The 18,029-nt window shown below is 59.6% G+C and carries 19 protein-coding genes and 1 tRNA gene; 6 read left to right on the top strand and 14 right to left on the bottom strand.

Annotated elements, in window-relative coordinates:
• Positions 1-44: 44 nt before the first annotated feature.
• Positions 45-3,218 carry a TonB-dependent receptor gene (locus tag NUX07_RS00360; protein ID WP_322597169.1) on the bottom strand — a complete coding sequence of 1,058 codons (3,174 nt, stop codon included), beginning with the start codon at positions 3,216-3,218 and terminating at the stop codon, positions 45-47.
• Between the two features lie 143 nt (positions 3,219-3,361).
• Here NUX07_RS00360 and NUX07_RS00355 point away from each other — a divergent pair, with 143 nt between their 5' ends.
• Positions 3,362-4,951, top strand: coding sequence for a tryptophan halogenase family protein (locus tag NUX07_RS00355; protein ID WP_322597168.1), 1,590 nt, complete (start codon positions 3,362-3,364; stop codon positions 4,949-4,951).
• Positions 4,952-5,279: 328 nt separating this feature from the next.
• Positions 5,280-6,329, top strand: coding sequence for a hypothetical protein (locus NUX07_RS00350; RefSeq protein WP_265528030.1), 1,050 nt, complete (start codon positions 5,280-5,282; stop codon positions 6,327-6,329).
• A 384-nt stretch (positions 6,330-6,713) separates the two neighbouring features.
• Here the strand turns inward: NUX07_RS00350 and NUX07_RS00345 are convergent, their stop codons facing one another.
• Positions 6,714-7,139: a hypothetical protein gene (locus NUX07_RS00345; protein ID WP_265528029.1), complete on the bottom strand. Its 426-nt coding sequence runs from the start codon at positions 7,137-7,139 to the stop codon at positions 6,714-6,716.
• An 864-nt stretch (positions 7,140-8,003) separates the two neighbouring features.
• Between NUX07_RS00345 and NUX07_RS00340 the strand changes: the two genes are divergently transcribed.
• The gene (locus NUX07_RS00340) at positions 8,004-8,360 is read left to right on the top strand and encodes a bleomycin resistance protein (protein WP_265528028.1); all 357 of its coding nucleotides are present in this window, start codon (positions 8,004-8,006) and stop codon (positions 8,358-8,360) included.
• A gap of 1,041 nt (positions 8,361-9,401) precedes the next feature.
• Here the strand turns inward: NUX07_RS00340 and NUX07_RS00335 are convergent.
• The 6 genes from NUX07_RS00335 to NUX07_RS00305 all read right to left on the bottom strand — a co-directional run bounded on the left by NUX07_RS00335 (position 9,402) and on the right by NUX07_RS00305 (position 12,384).
• The gene (locus NUX07_RS00335; protein WP_265528027.1) at positions 9,402-9,704 is read right to left on the bottom strand and encodes a hypothetical protein; all 303 of its coding nucleotides are present in this window, start codon (positions 9,702-9,704) and stop codon (positions 9,402-9,404) included.
• Positions 9,697-9,846 (bottom strand): hypothetical protein, encoded by a 150-nt coding sequence (locus tag NUX07_RS00330; RefSeq protein WP_265528026.1) that lies wholly within the window; start codon positions 9,844-9,846, stop codon positions 9,697-9,699. Before NUX07_RS00330 ends, NUX07_RS00335 begins: the two co-directional genes overlap by 8 nt.
• Before the next feature lie 87 nt (positions 9,847-9,933).
• Complete coding sequence (locus tag NUX07_RS00325) at positions 9,934-10,128, bottom strand: helix-turn-helix domain-containing protein (protein WP_265528025.1); 195 nt, start codon at positions 10,126-10,128, stop codon at positions 9,934-9,936.
• A 139-nt stretch (positions 10,129-10,267) separates the two neighbouring features.
• A complete protein-coding gene (locus NUX07_RS00320; protein WP_265528024.1) occupies positions 10,268-11,008 on the bottom strand; it encodes a hypothetical protein in 741 nt (246 codons plus the stop codon).
• Positions 10,995-12,155 carry a tyrosine-type recombinase/integrase gene (locus NUX07_RS11445; RefSeq protein ID WP_407696132.1) on the bottom strand — a complete coding sequence of 387 codons (1,161 nt, stop codon included), beginning with the start codon at positions 12,153-12,155 and terminating at the stop codon, positions 10,995-10,997. The genes NUX07_RS00320 and NUX07_RS11445 overlap by 14 nt, the downstream gene beginning before the upstream one ends.
• A 138-nt stretch (positions 12,156-12,293) precedes the next feature.
• Positions 12,294-12,384: transfer RNA gene (locus tag NUX07_RS00305), tRNA-Ser, on the bottom strand.
• A gap of 89 nt (positions 12,385-12,473) precedes the next feature.
• Between NUX07_RS00305 and NUX07_RS00300 the strand changes: the two genes are divergently transcribed.
• From NUX07_RS00300 to NUX07_RS00290, 3 genes are read left to right on the top strand one after another with little or no spacing between them, the layout of a single operon-like run.
• Positions 12,474-12,875: a metallopeptidase family protein gene (locus NUX07_RS00300; protein WP_265528023.1), complete on the top strand. Its 402-nt coding sequence runs from the start codon at positions 12,474-12,476 to the stop codon at positions 12,873-12,875.
• Positions 12,872-13,438 (top strand): heme ABC exporter ATP-binding protein CcmA, encoded by a 567-nt coding sequence (gene ccmA, locus NUX07_RS00295; protein ID WP_265528022.1) that lies wholly within the window; start codon positions 12,872-12,874, stop codon positions 13,436-13,438. The genes NUX07_RS00300 and ccmA overlap by 4 nt, the downstream gene beginning before the upstream one ends.
• On the top strand, positions 13,435-14,070 hold the full coding sequence (locus tag NUX07_RS00290; protein WP_265528021.1) for a heme exporter protein CcmB: 636 nt from the start codon (positions 13,435-13,437) through the stop codon (positions 14,068-14,070). The genes ccmA and NUX07_RS00290 overlap by 4 nt, the downstream gene beginning before the upstream one ends.
• Here the strand turns inward: NUX07_RS00290 and NUX07_RS00285 are convergent.
• From NUX07_RS00285 to NUX07_RS00260, 6 genes are read right to left on the bottom strand one after another with little or no spacing between them, the layout of a single operon-like run.
• Positions 14,067-14,933: a class I SAM-dependent methyltransferase gene (locus NUX07_RS00285; RefSeq protein ID WP_265528020.1), complete on the bottom strand. Its 867-nt coding sequence runs from the start codon at positions 14,931-14,933 to the stop codon at positions 14,067-14,069. The genes NUX07_RS00290 and NUX07_RS00285 overlap by 4 nt on opposite strands.
• Positions 14,926-15,498 (bottom strand): SURF1 family cytochrome oxidase biogenesis protein, encoded by a 573-nt coding sequence (locus tag NUX07_RS00280; protein WP_265528019.1) that lies wholly within the window; start codon positions 15,496-15,498, stop codon positions 14,926-14,928. The genes NUX07_RS00285 and NUX07_RS00280 overlap by 8 nt, the downstream gene beginning before the upstream one ends.
• Positions 15,499-15,504: 6 nt before the next feature.
• Positions 15,505-16,332 carry a cytochrome c oxidase subunit 3 gene (locus NUX07_RS00275; RefSeq protein ID WP_265528018.1) on the bottom strand — a complete coding sequence of 276 codons (828 nt, stop codon included), beginning with the start codon at positions 16,330-16,332 and terminating at the stop codon, positions 15,505-15,507.
• 31 nt (positions 16,333-16,363) lie between these two features.
• A complete protein-coding gene (locus NUX07_RS00270) occupies positions 16,364-16,912 on the bottom strand; it encodes a cytochrome c oxidase assembly protein (protein ID WP_265528017.1) in 549 nt (182 codons plus the stop codon).
• Positions 16,909-17,049, bottom strand: coding sequence for a hypothetical protein (locus NUX07_RS00265; protein WP_265528016.1), 141 nt, complete (start codon positions 17,047-17,049; stop codon positions 16,909-16,911). The genes NUX07_RS00270 and NUX07_RS00265 overlap by 4 nt, the downstream gene beginning before the upstream one ends.
• A gap of 8 nt (positions 17,050-17,057) precedes the next feature.
• Complete coding sequence (locus NUX07_RS00260) at positions 17,058-17,984, bottom strand: heme o synthase (RefSeq protein ID WP_265528015.1); 927 nt, start codon at positions 17,982-17,984, stop codon at positions 17,058-17,060.
• Between the last annotated feature and the right edge of the window lie 45 nt (positions 17,985-18,029).

The raw sequence follows: 18,029 nt of genomic DNA, 5'->3' as shown, positions 1-18,029 counted from the left end.
GGCCCCCGCGAACGGAGGCCCCTCTCATTTGGTTCGCGGGTCGACTAGAAGTCGAAGCGCACCAGGAAGGTGAAGCGACGGTCGTTGCGGAACGCCGAACGCCGGATCCGCGTGTCGTCGAAGTCGACCAGCGAATTGGTACCGGTCACCTCGTCGAGCAGGTTTACGCCCTGCGCGCCGATCTTGATGTTGTCGGTAATCGAATAAAATATCGACGCATCGAGCTGCCCCGTGGCGTCGCCGTAGATCGGCGAGAACGGGAAGATCACATCGCGCGGCGTCTGGAGATATTCCGACCGCCAGTTATACGCGGCGCGCGCCGAGATACCGCCATATTCGTAGAACAGGACGGCGTTGACCGTATGCTCCGACACACCCGGCTGCGGGAGGTCGCCGAACACGTCGCCCGACGACGAGAAGTCGTTGGAGTCGACATAGGTATAAGTCAGCTGCGTCCCCAGTCCCGACAGCGGCCCCGGCAGGAAGTCGTACTGCTGCTGGTAAGCCACTTCGACACCGCGAAGCTTGGCCTGGCCGAAGTTGACCGGACCATTGACCTCGACGTCGAACGGCGTGCCGTCATCGGCGATGAAGGTGCGGATCGACGGACCGAAGCCGAACAGATTGTCGAAGTCCTTCTGGAACAGCGAGACCGTGAGCGAGCCCACGTCCGCCCAGTACCATTCTGCCGACAGGTCATAGTTCCAGGCTTCGACCGGGCGCAGCAAGCGGTTGCCGGTGAAGATCTGGAACAGTGGACCGGTTTCGAGCGCACCCGCGACTTCAAGGTCGCGCGTATTGTCGAAGATGGCGCCGCCGGTGCGGAAGTCCGCAAGATCCGGTCGGAAGATACCCTTCGAAACCGCCGCGCGGAACAGGATACCGTTGCCGATATCCAGCTTGGCGTTGAAGCTCGGCAGCCAGTTGTCGAACACGATGTCGTCGCTGTCGTCGATCGTCGTGCCGGTGAAGACCGACGCGAAGACCGCCTTGCGCGCATCGCTGAGCGAACAATAGCCCGGGGCCTGCTGGCCCGGCTGGATATTGGCGCATGCCGCGTTGATTTCCGCGACCGTCACGGTGCCGTTCATGTCGGTGTCGAAGAAGTCGCCGAAGGGATAGTTGATCTCCCCTTCCGAAGCGATGGTCGTCTCGACCCAGCGCACACCGATATTACCGGTAAACTCCCAACCGTTGGAGAATTCCTGGCCGAAGTCGAGGCGGCCGTAAGCGGCCAGCGTCCGTTCATCGACGTCCGAAATCTCACCCGGCAACCACACGCCGCCCGGCACGATGCCGGTGCGGTTGTAGATCGGACCCCAGGCATTGGGCGTCAGCGTGAAGGCCGTGATCTCGGCTGCCTGGCTTTCGGTCAGGCCGCTGAGATATTCTTCGACGAGATTGTCACCGCCATAATAGAATGCCGAACCATCGCCATACGGCGTGGGGGCATTGCCACGCTGGAAGTTGTCGCCGAACGGGTTGTAGACGTTCGCCGTCGTCGGGAAGTCCTTCACATAGGCACCGCCACAGCCAAAGGCCTGGAAGTCGCCGCAGTTCCAGTTGCCGCCACGACCCGTCCACGGCGCACCCAGGTTGCCCCAATTGGAGAAGTTGGCGTTGCGCGTGACGCGATTGCGGTCGGCCCAGCGTGCACCGAAGCGCGCATTGCGAAGCCAGCCATCCTCGCTGATTTCATAGTCGGCATCGCCCTTGAGCGAATAGAGCTCGCCCTCGTTCTTCACCTGGTTGTCCAGAAGGAACCAGAAGAAGCTGAGATCGGGATCAGTAAAATAGCCGGCCGGCGAACCTGCCGTGCCCGGCTGCAGGAACTGCACCTGCGGCGTGTCGGTCGAATTGTCGAGGAACACGTCGGTGTAGGTCTGCATCACCGCGATGAGGCCCTCTTCGGTGCGATCCGAATTGATGTACTGGCCTTCGAAGTTCAGCGTGAAGCGATCGGTCGGATAGACTTCCAGTTCGATCGACATGTCTTCGGTCATCGCCTCGTCCTCGCGCTGGAAGCGCAGGAACTCGGTCGGGATGCCGCCGGCCGCGTTGCCATTGAATGGCTGGAACTGTGTCAGCGTGATCTGCTGGACGACATTGCCGTCGAAGATCGGCGTCGTGCCGGCCGCAACGACCGGGAAGAGGCCGTCATCGTTGACCAGCGCCAGCGCCGCGAATTCATCCAGCGTCGCGTCGGTTTCCGCGCGCAGATATTCGAGCGTCAGCAGCGCCGTTCCGTCCTTGGGCTCGACCTGCAGTACTGCCGAGAAGGCATTGCGGTCGCGCTCGAGCGTGGTCGTACGAACGCCGGCACCCTTGGGCACCACGACACTGCCTGACGGCGGGAAGTTGCTTTCGTCGAAATTGGGATCGCCGAAATAGCCACCCGAGCCGACATTGACGACGCGCTGGCAAGGACCATCGAGCGTGCTGGCACGATAGCAAGGATCGGTCAGCTGGCTGGCGTCCGTGCGGGTCGTCAGCGACGATTGCGCGTAGGCCAGCTGCGCACCGATATCGGCGCCGCCCACATCCCAGGTGTTCGCAACAAGCACCGAGAAACCGGGCTGCCACTCTTTGGCAAGGTCGCCATAGTTGGCTTCGATCGTGCCGGCGACCTTGAGCCCCTTATTGTCGAGCGGCTTGCGCGTGACGAGGTTGACGGTGCCCGAGATGCCGCCGTCGATCATGTCGGCGGTGGTGTTCTTGAAGACCTCGACGCGGCCGAGCAGTTCGGAGGACACGTCGTTGAACGACAGGACGCGCCCGCCATTGGCCGAGAAGATGTCACGGCCATTGAGTTCCGAACGGACGAAGGGGAGGCCGCGAATGATGACGCCCGAGCCCTCGACCGAAAAACGGTCGGGGTCGGCAGCCTGCTCGAAGCGGCTGATGTTCACGCCTGGGACACGCTGCAGCGACTCGGCGACCGACCGGTCGGGAAGCGCGCCAATGTCTTCAGCCGTGATAACGTCGACGAAGGTATCGCTTTCGCGTTTGATCTCGGCTGCGGTTTCAAGGCTCTGCAGGAAGCCGGTGATGACGATCGTGTCATCTTCTTCCTCTACCGGCGCCTCGGTGCCTTCTTCGGCATCCTGCGCGTAGGCCGGCTGCGCAAGCGCCATGCACATGGCCAGGCTCGATGCCGTGCCGAGTGCGCGCACCTGCGCGTTCCTAAACATTGTCCACTGATCGGTTTTACGGGTCAAACTTCCCTCCCCTGATGCTTGATATCCGAGCGCACTTCGCGCTTCTTTACAGATCAGTGATAGGAAAAATTGTGAGCGTTCACAAGACAAAGGTTGAACGTTCACATTTGGCGGAAAACTGCGTAGTAGCTGGCATTCCAAGGATGTTGCGGGGTGGGCCTGTTGCCGCATTGTCACACGACCGCCGCCATGCCATTCCTTGGGGCGATAAATTCAGCGAGGCGGATTCGGACGCAATGGGCATCAGGAAGATCATCATCGTGGGTGGGGGGACGGCCGGCTGGATGACCGCCGCCGCCTTGTCGAGGCTGACAAGTTCGACCTCCGTGTCGATCACCGTCGTCGAATCCGAAGCGATCGGGACCGTGGGCGTCGGCGAAGCGACCATCCCACCATTCGTCGATTTCAATCGCTTGCTCGGGCTCGACGAACGCGAACTGCTTGCGGCCGTGCAGGGCACCTTCAAACTGGGCATCCATTTCGTGAACTGGGAAAACCAGGGCGCCAGCTATTTCCACCCGTTCGGCAACTATGGCTACGAAATCGACGGTTTCGATTTCCACCATCTGTGGATCAAGCGGCGTATGGCGGGAGACGAGCGCCCGCTCCACGCCTTCAGCCCCGAAACGATGGCGGCGATGAACCGCAAGTTCGCCAAGACCGATGCGAACCAGCGCGAAGACCTGCCGCCGATCAACTATGCCTACCACCTCGATGCCGGGGCTTATGCGCAATATCTGCGCAAGTTCGCCGAAGGCCGCGGCGTCAAGCGCCAGGAAGGGCGCATCGCCGATGTACACCTCCACGGGGAAAGCGGTTTCGTCCGCTCGGTGCAGCTCGAAAGCGGCGACGAGATTGCCGGCGACCTGTTCGTCGATTGCTCGGGCTTTCGCGGCTTGCTGATCGAGCAAGCGCTGGAAAGCGGTTACGAGGAATGGACGCACTGGCTGCCATGCGATCGAGCGGTGGCCTTGCCCAGCGCAGGCGATGGAACGGTGCTACCTTATACCCGCGCGACTGCACACAAGGCGGGGTGGCAATGGCGCGTCCCGCTGCAGAAACGCAACGGCAACGGCCATGTCTACTGCTCCAGCTTCATGGAAGCCGACGAGGCGACCGACATCCTGCTCGCCAATGTCGATGGCGAGGTGCAGGCCGACCCCAACCATCTGCGTTTCGTGACCGGGCGGCGCAAGAAATTCTGGAACAAAAATGTCGTCGCGCTGGGGCTTGCCGCGGGCTTCATGGAGCCGCTCGAATCCACCTCGATCCATCTGATCAATACCGGCATCAACAAGCTGATCGCCTTGCTGTCGCTGGACGGCATCACCCCGCAGCAGGAACAGGCCTTCAACCGGCTGACGACCAAGGAATATGAGCGCATCCGCGACTTCCTGATCCTCCATTATCACGCCACAAAGCGAGATGATTCGGAGTTCTGGAACTACTGCCGGACGATGAGCATCCCGGATTCGCTACAGGAGAAAATGGACCTATTCCGCCTCAACGGCCAGATCTTCCGCGAAGACGACGAGCTCTTTACCTCGACCAGCTGGGTCGCGGTAATGCTGGGGCAGGGCGTCACGCCGAGCGGCTACAATCCGATGGCGGCAGGCCTTGGCGGCAGCGAACTCGACAAGGAAGTGAAGGGTATCGAGGACTCGATCAAATATCTCGTCGCGCAAATGCCTACCCACGATCAATTCCTGCGCCAGTATTGCCCCGCGGTGTAGTGCCAGTGGGCCGCGGGCGGAATTGACCTCGCTTGCTCGGTCTCCTTCGCATCGCTTCGTTTCGGACCCGGTGAGTTCGTCCACACTCCCCATCGGCATCGAAAAGGCCGCCCCGATGGAGCGGCCTTTTTCAATGGCGGAGCGGGTGTCTGTATTATAAATGGTTAAGCCGTTGAATACGCTAACAAATCATAAACTGACTTATCTCTTATCCCACATTTTATACCACGTCATGTTATGCCTCCCGCGCGGTCAGGGGATTCGTCTACGATAGCATAATGTAGTATGTATGAGCACTGTCTGGCATCATCGAGACAGGGGGTTGCTCATGCTTTGGTTCAGTTTCATCCCGGTAAGCGCTTTATTGGCAGCTGCCTCTCTAGATAACCACCACGAGCACCGCGTAAAGATCGAACAAGCTGCTCCGGTAGATAATCCGGCGCTTCCGGGAGGGCCAGCCGGTAAAACCGAAATACGCGTAAGCGGTAAGCTCGGAGGTCAGTACGATACCGTTGAAAATGACACGTTGCGCTTTTGGTTACGTGTTTGGCAGCCGGGTATTCCGAATTATCCCGTCTCACAATCTCCCGCCACCTTCCACATTAATGGATACCCGGTCGGCTTATTTTCAATTAATAGGCACCCACAGGTCTTCGAGGTTGAAACTGACTATCGCGACATGCGCGATAAAGATATTCCTTCAAAGACGGTGTCCCCAATATCGTTATGCAACGACAAATTAGCTCGGCTCAGCGGGGAGGAACTTCGATCCTTCCAACGCGATGGAGGCGAATTTTATAACTGGGCTGCGTATAATGCTATCGTCGAGCAGATTTGGCGGGTTCGCAAACATCGATTAGCGTCTGGTCGAAATTCGACTGAGACGAAACGATTTGTAGATAGCACTCCTCTTGGGGTGACAATCATTTGCGAGCCGCTTGGGGCTCCCACCCCTGTCGGGAAGCCTTCAAATGCTGTTTCAAAGGTCGCCTTGCGTGCCGCCGCCATGGGAAGCGAAACAATCGGCCGCCAATCCTGTCCCGACAAGGTTAGGTTGTACGCAACAATCGAAGCCCGGCACCGCACGAAATTCAAAGTGCTTATGCGAGGCCCCAAATTTCTCACGCCACCCAAGGACCTGCTCTTTGGCGAGGCGGGCTCCCAATCCGTGACAGAGACTTTCGACGTCAGATGGGATGCGACTATCGATGAACTAGCTACGACTGCTGGAAAACGGCCAGATATGCAGCAGAAGCTAAATTTCCATGTGAATGTGGCCGATGAACAAGGGCGTCTTTTGAAAACTGCGGAAACATCTATCGTTCTTCAGTGCAACGTCCCGCCTAAGCCAGCCAGAGTCAGGCTGCCAGGGACTTGACACAATGGCCGAACAATTTCGCAAAGAGCCACGTGAATCAGTAGCGTGTATTATCAAGGCACGAGGAGCTGGCCTTCGCGAAACGAAAGCCAAATTAGTGGACGTGACCAGACTCGGATGCCGTCTAGAGTTGCTTTCTCCAGTGAATGTGCATGACGAAATTTGGGTGCGCCTTCCCAATCTCGAGCCGTTACGCGCTGCAGTATGTTGGGCAGATAAATTTCACGTGGGTGTCGAATTCAGAACTCCCATCCACCCAGCTGTCTTTGAGCACTTACTCAGGAGCATTAAGGGAAGCGACAGCTGACTGTAGACTGGCGCAAACCAAGCCATCGATCGAACCGTTCCCCGCTATCGAAAGTTGCCGCCTAGGCACCGGCGAAGTTAGGCCTGTTCAGCCAAACGTCTCTTGTATCGCGGTGTCCGCCACGCGCCAATCAACACTGTGACTAAGACCGGGTAACTCCAAAAGGCGCCGGTGATTGCATATAGCTGTGGAGTTAGAGGCCATCCGAGAAACAGGATGAGATGGCCCATCGTCAGGACCAGCATCAAACCGGCTGACCAAAGCGGCCAAAATCGGTCGGTTCGAAGTGCAATGTAAACGAAAAAGGCGAGCATCAGCGCGTCGATGACAAAAGTAGAGTGATCGAGTCCACTCCACGAAAAGTCGAGCCAAATGCGCCAAAAAGTCGTCAGGAGCACGCCTCCTGCGCAAACCAATGCCGCTATATTTTCGGTCCTGTCGCCACGCCTCAAGGCCACCAAGAACGTCAGCAGAAGGAGAGCGTGAAAAAAAAGAATACGCACAACTAAACTACTTTCTACGACTAGGGCTGCGATAGCGGGGCGAGGAAAAAAATCCAGCTATTGATTTTACCTAGCAGGTAGCGCGGAGATTCTGTGACGCCCTCCGTAGCCAAGCACGCTGCGTCGCTCGTAGCGCAGATCCAACTGGAACAACGGAAAATTTCTGCGTTAGCGTTTTCGTTGCGGGCCGGTTGCGGTTTACAGAATGATAGTCCTATCGATTGGACCACCCCTCCCTCGCGCGCGCCCGCGCGCGTACTGTTCCGCTAATAACTGAGGCGAAGCGGAACGACTGCTAGCGACCCCATTGCGGACGCCAAGACCAGATGCGATCTGAGGACATGCCACCCTTCTCCGACCCACTATCATCTCCACCGAAGAGCGCTTTTTTGGTCGAAACCCTTGCGGCTCTGGCAAGGAGAAGGAAGGCTATTCGGTACCATGCCCGCGACATCTCGGTCGAGAAAATTCGTGAGCGAACGGATGGCGAAGAACATGAGAAGATCGAAATAGAAATGACAGCGGCGGATCAGATCCTACGCTTATACGTCTGGAGCGACCGCTGGGTCTTCGTAGACGCCCGGAAGCCTGACAAGAGTGCAGGATGGGCATGGGAGTTTACGCAGCAAGGCCGATTAGTCGGTAGCGTGAATGGCCGCTCGTTGATCGCTGCATTGGAGAAGACGATTGAGGCCGCCGCCGTTCGGTCGAATGCAACGCTAGCTCAAGTCTGGACACCGTTGCTCGCTAGAGGACCACGTCTGGTCTCATAGGGTATGCTTCCCACCTCAAACCGACCAGCCGCTAACGACCCGATTGCGGTCCTGAGCAGCGCGCTGCATAAAATCCGTCAGGGAGTGCCATATGGACCACGCAACGCCAAACCTGCCATCAACCAGTTTTGAAGCCACTTCACGCTTTTACTTAAGCTTAGGGTTTGAAGAAAGCTGGAGAGACGAGGGCTGGATGATTCTCAATCGAGGCGGAATCGCCTTAGAGTTCTTCCCATATCCAGATCTGAAAGCTGCCGAGAGCAATTTCAGTTGCTGCCTCCGTTTGGACGATATGGACGCAATGTATAAGGCGTGTAAAGAGGCCGGATTGCCCGAGCAGTGCTGGGGATGGCCTCGCCTTCATCCACCACAGCGTGAGGACAGCGGACTCACAATAGCCTATATGGTTGACCCCGATGGATCACTTATCCGCCTGATTCAAAACTGAAGCTGGTGGCAGCTGTCCACCCCAACGCAGACGTTCACAGTGAACGAATATCTGCTTATGTTGGGAATTCGCAGCGACGCGAGGGAAGGGAGGTTGATCTACCCCTTTGACCTCCCTTTTCTCCCAGCAAAAGGGGCATGAAAGCGTACCGGCTGGCAACGACCTAAACTAAGAAGTTTGCGAGCAGCCAACTCAGCACAGGTTCTGGGTCCGCCCAGCGCGTTTGCCAACAATGTTCCCGCCCTTTCCGCGTCTCGATGGGCGTAAGCCAAGCTCCTCGCCCAAGGCGTCCGCAACACCCTTCAGCATGTAAAGCGTCAGCTCATGAGCATTGGCGTCAAACCACTTGCCCCTTTGATAGTGGGCTAACCCACCGATGCGCCGAACCACGCTGGTCCCTTTCATGCACGTTCCGCCCGCATTCTTGATCCATCGACTGGTCAGCCCGCGCAAGGACAAGCCCCTGGGCCAGTGCATTGCGATATGGATGTGAGCGCCTTTGCCTTGCCCATTCTCGCGCACCCAGTAGGCCGCGAATGGCAGACCACGCCGTCGGGCGTAGTTTCTGGCGTCTGCCAATATGCGCCCAACAAACGCCGTTCCTTCCTCATCCGGAATGCCCGCGCATTCGTAATGTACCGTCCAATGCACATTCGGTTCTAACCCAAGCCGTAGCGCCATCTCATGCGCCGCCAGCAACATACGAGCCTGACTCTCCGATAGATAAAAGCTCGTTCGATCGGCACGGTTGCGAGCGCCGCCCCAGCCTCGCGCGTGCGCGTGCGCGCGTATTGGTCGCGAAACTATTTGCTGTGATGTTGCTGCTCTCGCGTGCGCGCGTATCTGCGCAGTTTCGGATAGATCGGGAGGCTTCCTGTTGGGGTCAGGCCCTAAACCATATAATTGCAATGCGCATGCCACCTCGCGCGCAAGCGCCATTTTTCGCCTGTCTTAGCAGGCAGGGTTTGGCTCGCGCGTCCAAGTTTCAAGTTGTCAGATAAAGGGCGGGGCAAACGGCCTGAACCGCCGCCCCGCGTCTTCTTAGCTGTCGGTGTTTTTCCGCTGTATTATCAGCGAGCCCTCGGTGTGGAGGCGATAGCGCGCATGGCGATAGCGGCCCTCCAATTCGGTGCTGATATTGAGCCCATCTTCGCGCAGCGAGTGAATGGTGCCTCCCAGCCGTGTATGCCACGGCAAAATGTCCCACTGGGTCAAACTGGGCTCACGGACCAGCATAGCCATCACACGGGCGCGTTTTCCCCTGTAGCGCCATTCCTGGCCCGCTAGATCTCGATAGCAAACGGATGCCACTTCATGCGGCTGGACGTTGGAAGGGTCAGTCATTGAACGCCTCCTTTTCGTCTTCCGCTTCTTCGATCAGAAGCAAGCCGACGAGGTCGTCAATGAGGTGAGCGATGGTTTCGCGCGGCACGGTCACTGCGCGATGTTGGTTGCGGTCGGTCTCGCTATGGGTATATGTTCTCATGGTATTTGCCTTTCATGTAAATACGCGGGTCCTGAGTCGTCCTACCGACTTCAGGACCCAATTCTTTTTCGGCGTCCGAAAGCTTCGTCATGCGGCCGCTCCGCCGCGCACGGGCAGGCTAGCCATCCATGCGTCAGCGTCCTCCCGCGCAATGCGCGTTGCAGATCCAAGTTTTCGGATTTTCAGACGTCCAGCCGCCACCTCACGATAAGCAGTTGTTCGTCCGATGCTGTAGCGAGCAAGGAATTCGCCCATCGTCATCAATTCAGCTTGTTGTGCCAAGCTTGCCTCCTCATTCCCAATGAGCGTCGGGAGCGCACCCCAGCGATTGCTTTGGTGTTTCAAGGGTCAACTGATTTCGATGCGAAAGCTAGGGAATAGCTATTCTTTTGATTTCCGGAAAAGGTTCTCTGAGATTTTCCTATGTCTGATTTGATTTCTCGGCCCAGTACTCCCTGCCATCCCGGTCGATTTCGGCAGAAATCTTGGCTGGATCGTCGCGGTAACGAACCCGCGCATCAGCAGCTTGGTCTGGGGTTAGAGGCCACGAGATAATGCCCCAATTTTCCTCAATGGGCTTTGCCCATTTTCGAATTGCATCCCACTGGGTCCTGTAGGCAGTCGCAACCATACTTTGGCGTTCGAAAGCGGGCAGGCCAGCAGCAGCCAAAAACTTCTCCCAATCTAGGGCTTTCAGTCTAAGCCTATCAAATCGAAATGGGCGCTTGTGCTGACCTGGCCTCTTGGGAAGTTCGACGAAAAATCGCGGTGCATCACCCCAGTAAATGCCCATAAAATCATCAATCATTTGCCCAACGAATGTTTCTGTGTGTCTGTTGTTAGCCGTGGGCTCAAATAGCGGCAGGAACGAGCGAAGAGCATTCGCTAGACTTGCCAAATTTTCATTGTCCGGCCCGACGGAATCAGGGAGGTCTCTGAAAATTTGGCTCAATTCTGCGTTATGAAGCTGTTGGCCGATTACCCGACGCAAGAAGCGACTACCATTGAGCGTCAAATCTCGTCGAGGCTCGCTCCAAGCTTTGTAGAAAGCTTGCCCCTTGGAGAGGGCGTCGACATTGACCCGTTCAAGAGACTCACGAGCATTCAACAGGGCGTCCAGAATTACATGTAAAGTCTCTCGCTCGTCGTCACTTACGGCCATAATCCTTACTCCGGCAATGCTTAGCCCAAGTCGCCATGAGCCGTTCCCTTTTGTCAATTATTGGACCACGACGATATGCCGCCTCTGTCTTGTCCGCCACGGCGTGGGCAAGAGCGGCCTCGGCAACTTCTCCCGGATAGTCTGTTTGCTCTGCCACCCAATCGCGGAACGTCGACCGAAAACCATGCACCGTTATCTTACGCCCCATGTCCCGCAGGATTTTCGTCAGCGTCATATCGCTGAGCGGTTTGCCGCGCTTCTGCCCCTGGAAGATGAGATTGCTGTCTCCGCGCTGGTAGCGCTCGGCGCGCTTCAGCACATCAATCGCCGCCTTCGATAAAGGAACGACATGCTCACGTCCCGCCTTCATGCGCTCAGCTGGCACCGTCCAAAGGCGCTTGTCGAAATCGACTTCGTCCCATGTCGCCAGCCGCACCTCGCCCGACCGCGCCGCCGTTAAAATGACAAACTCCAGCGCCAGCCGACCTATCGTTTCGCTGTCCTTCAAGGTGGCTAGGAAATTTGGAAGCTCATCGTAAGGCAGAGCTTTGTGATGCTTCACCTTGGTCCGTTGAGGCGGCAATGCCTTGTCGATAACGCTCATGGCTAAGGCATTGTCGCGATAGCCCTTCGCTACAGCCCAATCGACAACCGTACGCACGCGCTGGCGTAGCCGACGGGCGGTTTCGGGCTTATCAAGCCAAATGGCCGCTAGTGCGTCTCTAACGTCCCCTGTTTCGATCTGAGAGACGGGACGGTCTCCGAAAACGGGAAAGATGTAAGTCTCTAGTGTGGAGAGCCATTGCGCGCGGTGCTTGGGGTTTCGCCAGCTTGGGGCGTGCTCTGCGTGGACGAGCTTTGCGGCTTCTCTAAACGTCGGAATCCCAGCCGCTCTTTTGCGCTCGGCTACGGGGTCTTTGCCAATCTCAATCTGCTCTCTCACGTCCGACGCGCGTTGTCTTGCGAGCTTTAGGGATACCTTTGAGGCGCTGCCGAGACCTATGTCTCGACGCCGTCCATTTTTTTGAACTCTGACTACCCAGCTTCTCGCGCCGCCCTTTCCCACCACTAAGTAGAGGCCGTTGCCGTCACCGTATCGTCCCGGCTGATTCGCGGCCCTTACCGCTGCTGCTGTAAGTCTTCCCATGGTATTTCCCACATCGTTTCCCACACCGTAAGGCGGCTGGCCAGAAACGGCAAGGGATCGGCAGGATCAAAAAAGACTTGAAAACTCTGGTTTATGATCAAACCATCGGCCGGTTAGAAACATGCAGGAATGGGTCAATGGCGGAGCGGGTGGGATTCGAACCCACGATACGGGGTTACCGTATACACACTTTCCAGGCGTGCGCCTTCGACCACTCGGCCACCGCTCCGCATTGACTGGAAGGCGGCGATGTAGCGCCCGCCGTGGCTTGGGGCAAGGCACCTTGCCGTCTTGCGGGGAGTGACTACAAACCGGCGCATGCAGCGGGAAATCGGCATCGCGCCCACGGCGGCGGAAATGGAGGCGATCGCGCGCGGCGCGATGGCGCGCCTTCCCGCGCAAATGCGCGAACATCTGGGCGATGTCGTGTTGCTCGTCGAGGACTTCGCTGACGCGCAGACATTGCAATCGGTCGGCCTCGAAGAGCCGTTCGAATTGACCGGCATCTACGAAGGCCTGCCGATGCACGAAAAGAGCGTCGAGCATAGCGGCACGATGCCCGATAGGGTGCGCCTGTTCCGCATGCCCATCCTGCTCGAATGGGCCGAGCGCGGCGACGAAACGTTGGAGCATCTGGTGAGCCACGTGCTGATCCATGAAGTCGGACACCATTTCGGCCTTTCGGACGAGGATATGCACGCTTTGGAGGACCAGGTTTGAGCGCGCTGGTGCGCCTCGACGGCGTAACGTTGCGGCGTGGCGGGAGACTGCTTTTCGAGGACTTCGACCTGACCGTTTCGCAGGGCGAGGCCGTCGTGCTGACCGGCCCCAATGGGCGCGGCAAATCCAGCTTGATCCGACTTGTCGCGGGATTGCTGGAGCCAAGTGCCGGCAAGGTGCACGCCTCCCCCGCGGCGCTGGCCGACGAGCGACTGGCACTGGACGGCGAGCGCACATTAGAAGCTGCGATCAAGTTCTGGACCGACTTCGACGACGGTGACGATGGGGCAGCATCGAGCGCGCTGAACCGCGTGGGACTGATGGACCTGGCTCACGTGCCTGTCCGCTTTCTGTCGACCGGCCAGCGGCAGCGCGCGCGCCTTGCCCGGGTGATGGCTTCGCCGTCCCCGCTTTGGCTTCTCGATGAGCCGTTCAGCGGTCTGGATGCGGCAGGACAGAAGCAGCTCTGCGAAGAAATCGATTTCCATCTATCCACCAAGGGCGCCGTGCTGGCGGCAAGCCATGTCTCGCTTGGCCCCAATTGGCGCGAGGTGGCGCTATGACCGCGCTGATCATCCGCGAGGTCCGCCGCAGCCTCGGCGCATCGACATGGATGCCGATCGCCTTCTTCCTGCTGGTAGCGGCGCTGGTACCATTCGGCGTCGGCCCCGACGCGCGCCTGCTGGCGCAGATCGGTGGCGGCGTCATGTGGGTCGCGGCATTGTTGGCGGCGATGTTGCCCGTCGAGCGCCTGATCGAGCCCGATCTGGCAGACGGCACCATCGACCAGCTCGCCATCCGCGGCGTGAGCGAGGAAGTGATCGGGCTCGCGAAGGCGACCGGCCTGTGGCTTAGCTTCGGCCCGCTGCTGCTGATCGCAGCGCTGCCCGCAGCCGCCATGCTCGGCGTCGACGGGCCAGGTCTGGGACGCATTCTGCTTGCCTTGGCCATCGGAACGCCCGCCTTGGCGTCAGTCGCGGTCGCGGCTGCCGCGCTGACCGCAGGCCTGCCTCGCGGCGGAATGCTGGCCAGCATCGTGGCCTTGCCCGTCACGGTGCCATTGCTGATCTTCGGGGCGGCTGCGACAGGGCTCGAGGGCAATGCGGCGCTCAAGTTTGAGCTGGCGGTGGCGCTGTTGTTGGCGGCGGGCAGCCCGTTCGTGACCGGCGCTGCGATCCGGGCGGCGCGGACCTAGGCGCGGCTCCAGCGCGCAAAGATCGCTGTCGGTAGCAACAGTCCTCGACGTTCCTCGCGTACGCTCATCTCGCCCAGCTCGACCGTGCCGCCCAGATTCGCGGTGGACTGGCGCACCAGTTCACCGACGGCAAGCGCGCTCATGCGCACCGCATAGACGGTTAGGATCAAGAAGCGGCTCTTGTCATCGAGCAGCTGCGCGCAATCGCCGACCAGCGGGGCGAGCTGTTCTTCGAGCTGCCAGCGTTCGCCCTTGGGCCCGCGCCCGAACTTGGGCGGGTCGAGCATGATGCCGTCATAGCGGCGCCCGCGGCGCACCTCGCGCGCGGCAAATTTGGCAGCGTCTTCAACCAGCCAGCGGATGGGATTGGCTTCCATGCCTGACAGCGCGGCATTCTCGCGCGCGCCGTCGACCGACTTCTTGGACGCATCGACATGGACAAGGTTGGCGCCGGTCTCGCTCATTTGCAGTGTGCCCACGCCGGTATAGCCGAACAGGTTCATCGCTTCGCTGCCCGGGCCCAGCCGCTCGCGCGCAAAGTCCCACTGCGGCGCCATGTCGGGGAAGAAAGCAAGATGGCGAAAGGGGGTCAGGCTGGCGTTGAATTTAACCGTGCCGCGCGACAGCTCCCAGCTGGCCGGAACATGGCTATGTTCGACCCAGCGTCCGCGCCCGTCTTCGTCGCTCGCCGGCATGAAGGTGGCGTGGGGCGCCCAGTCGTCACTGGCGCGCGGCCACATGGCCTGCGGTTCGGGCCGGACGACCCGGATGTCGCCATAGCGTTCGTATTTCTGACCGTCGCCCGAATCGATCAGCGCCCAATCGTCCCACGGCTCGGCCACTAGGGTAGTAAGCTTATCCATCGGCGCGTTCCTCGCGAATCTTCTTGCGTAGCGCGAGCAGGTAGATGCCGGCTGCCAGAAACGCGAAGATGAACCACTGCACGGCATAGCTGCGATGGTTGTTGCGCACCGCATCGGGGGAAGGCGGCGCGCTGGCCTCGAGGCCGCCCAGCCCTTCGCTCGACACCAGCCGGTAGCCATAGGTGCCGTCGGGGCCGATCACGCCAGAGACGTTGCCGCCCGTCCAATCGCGTCCGGCGTTCGGATCGGTGCTCCACCCCGTTTCGACGGCGAAGTCGTTTGGCCCATTGGTGCAGGTCGCGACGTGGGCGTAACCACTGCGTCCGGCTTCGTTCGCCCCCGCGACATCGCGCCAGCCCTTTACGCGCTCGCAGGTCACAGCTGACCGGCGAAATAGAGGCGGGTCGTCGCTCGCATAGGGGAAGTCCACGGCGGGCCGGTCAGCCGCCGCTTCATATTCGGCGAGGAGTGCCTCTTTCCAGCGCGCGCGGTCCAGCTGCCACACGCCAAGCGCGAAGAGAATCGCGACGGCGATGAATACGACGAGGTGGCTCAGCAGCCTCATGCGGCTCTAGTGGTAAGTCGCGCCCCAGCCGCCCCAGACGTAGATGGTGGCGAAGAGGAACAGCCAGACGACGTCGACAAAGTGCCAGTACCAGGCTGCCGCTTCGAAACCGAAATGCTGCTTGGGGGTGAAGTCACCAGCACGCGCGCGCAGGTAGCATACGATCAGGAAGATGGTGCCCACGATGACGTGGAAACCGTGAAAGCCGGTCGCCATGAAGAAGGTCGACGAATAAATGTTGCCGCCGTCGGCCTTGTCGAAATAGAAGGGCGCGACGCCATATTCATACGCCTGGATCGCGGTGAACACGAGGCCGAGAATGATGGTCAGCAAGAGACCCGTCTTGAAGTCCTTGCGGTTGCCGTGGATCAGCGCGTGGTGCGCCCAGGTGACCGTGGTGCCCGAACATAGCAGGATCAGCGTGTTGAGCAGCGGGTAGCCGAAGGGATTGAGCACTTCCATGCCCGCCGGCGGCCATTCACCGCCGATTGCGTCGACCATCGGCGGGAACAGCGAGGCATTGAAATAGGCCCAGAACCAGGCAACGAAGAACATGACTTCAGACGCTATAAAGAGGATCATGCCGTAACGGTGATGCAGCTGCACCACCGGGGTGTGATCGCCCGAATTGGCTTCCTTGCGAACATCCATCCACCACATCAGCATGGTGAAGAGAACACCGATGAAACCGGCGCCGAAGACGTACTGGCCGTAGGCGCTGTCGTGCATCCAGAAGACCAGGCCGCCAAACATCAGGATCGCGCTGATCGAACCGATAAGCGGCCAGATCGACGGCGGAAGGATGTGATAATCGTGATTGACGGTACCGGCCATGATGTGTCCTCAGGTTTGGGTATGCCGCGCTCTAGCGTGAGGCGGCCTGCTTTTCCAAGGGGAAAAACGTGTAGCTTAGGGTGATTTCGTCGATGTGCGCGGTATCGGGGTCTTCCTTGATCGCCGGATCGACGAAAAAGATGACGGGCATGTCGACGCTCTGGCCTGCTTCAAGCGTTTGTTCGGTGAAGCAGAAACATTCGATCTTGCTGAAATACTGGCCGGCGATGGCGGGCGTGACGTTGAAGGTCGCGGTGCCCGACGTGGGACGGGCGACGAGGCTGGTGGCCTCGTAAGCGACCTGCGTACGCGCGCCCGGCGCGATGCGTACAGTCGTCTGCTTTGGCTTGAAGCGCCACGGCACGCCATTGACGTTGGCATCGAAACGCACGCCGATTTCCCCGGCAACCGCGCCCGGCGCGGTGGCGGCGACTTGCGTGGTGCCGCCAAAGCCGGTGACCTGGCAAAAGACGCGGTAGAGCGGCACGCTGGCAAAGGCGAGGCCGAGCATGCCCAATGCAAACAGCGCCATCTTGAGCGCGGTTTTGGCGTTGGCGTTACCGAGTGCTGCGCTGGTCATCCCCAGATACCCAGCTTGGCAATGGTGATACCGAAGACGAGCGCGACGAAGGCCAGCAGGCCCAGCGCCATGATGCGACTGCGCGCTTTCTGGCGGCGTCGAACTTCGGCTTCGTCGAATGGCGGTTGGTTGGTCATATGCTTTCTCAGGCCAGCGGAACGAGGCGATCGGCGACGAGCGCCGCGTAGAGGACGAACAGATAGAGGATCGAGAAGCCGAACAATTTCTTTTCGGCCTTCATGTCCTTGGGTTCGGTCGTGCGGCTCATCGCCACGCGCAGCGCGAAGTATAGGAAGACGGCATTCAGCGCGACGCTCGTGGCGCCGTAGATCGGCCCGGCGAACCCGAGCGGCCAAGGCGCAATCGCCGCAGCGACCATCGGCAACGTGTAGAGCAGGATGTGGCGGCGCGTCGACGCAATGCCCGCGACCACGGGCAGCATGGGAATATTGGCTTTTTCGTAATCGATCTTCACGAACAGGCTGAGCGCCCAGAAATGCGGCGGCGTCCACAGGAAGATGATGGCGAACAGCAGCGCCGGCATGACGGTGACATCGCCCGTTACCGCGGCCCAGCCGATCAGCGGCGGAAAGGCGCCGGCAGCGCCCCCGATGACAATATTCTGCGCGGTGCGCGGCTTGAGCCACATTGTGTAAACCACCGCATAAAAGAAGATCGAAAAAGCAAGGATCGCGGCAGCAAGCACGTTGGTGGCCACGCCCATCAGGATCACGCTGAAGAAGGACAGCCCGACACCGAAATGCAGCGCGCTCTCGCGGCTTACGCGGCCGCCCGGCAGCGGGCGCGATGCGGTGCGCTTCATCTTGGCGTCGATATCCGCCTCGTACCACTGGTTGAGCGCGCCGGCCGCGCCGGCGCCAACCGCGATGCACAGGATTGCCGTGAAGCCGAGGATCGGGTGGATGCCGCCCGGCGCCGCGATCAGGCCGCAAAGCGCGGTGAAGACGACCAGCGTCATCACGCGCGGCTTGGTCAGCGCGAACAGGTCGCGCCAGTCGCTCGGCATCGCCGGTGTCGGCGCGACGGTCTCGGGGGCGGGAATCAATGTCATTTGCGGCCCCTATAAAGGCAGATTTCATTAAGCAAAAGAGGGGCT

This window comes from Sphingomicrobium marinum (assembly GCF_026157105.1).
Taxonomy (GTDB): Bacteria; Pseudomonadota; Alphaproteobacteria; order Sphingomonadales; family Sphingomonadaceae; genus Sphingomicrobium; species Sphingomicrobium marinum.
Note: the sequence above shows the minus strand (reverse complement) of the source record. Positions and strands in the feature narration are given on the sequence as shown.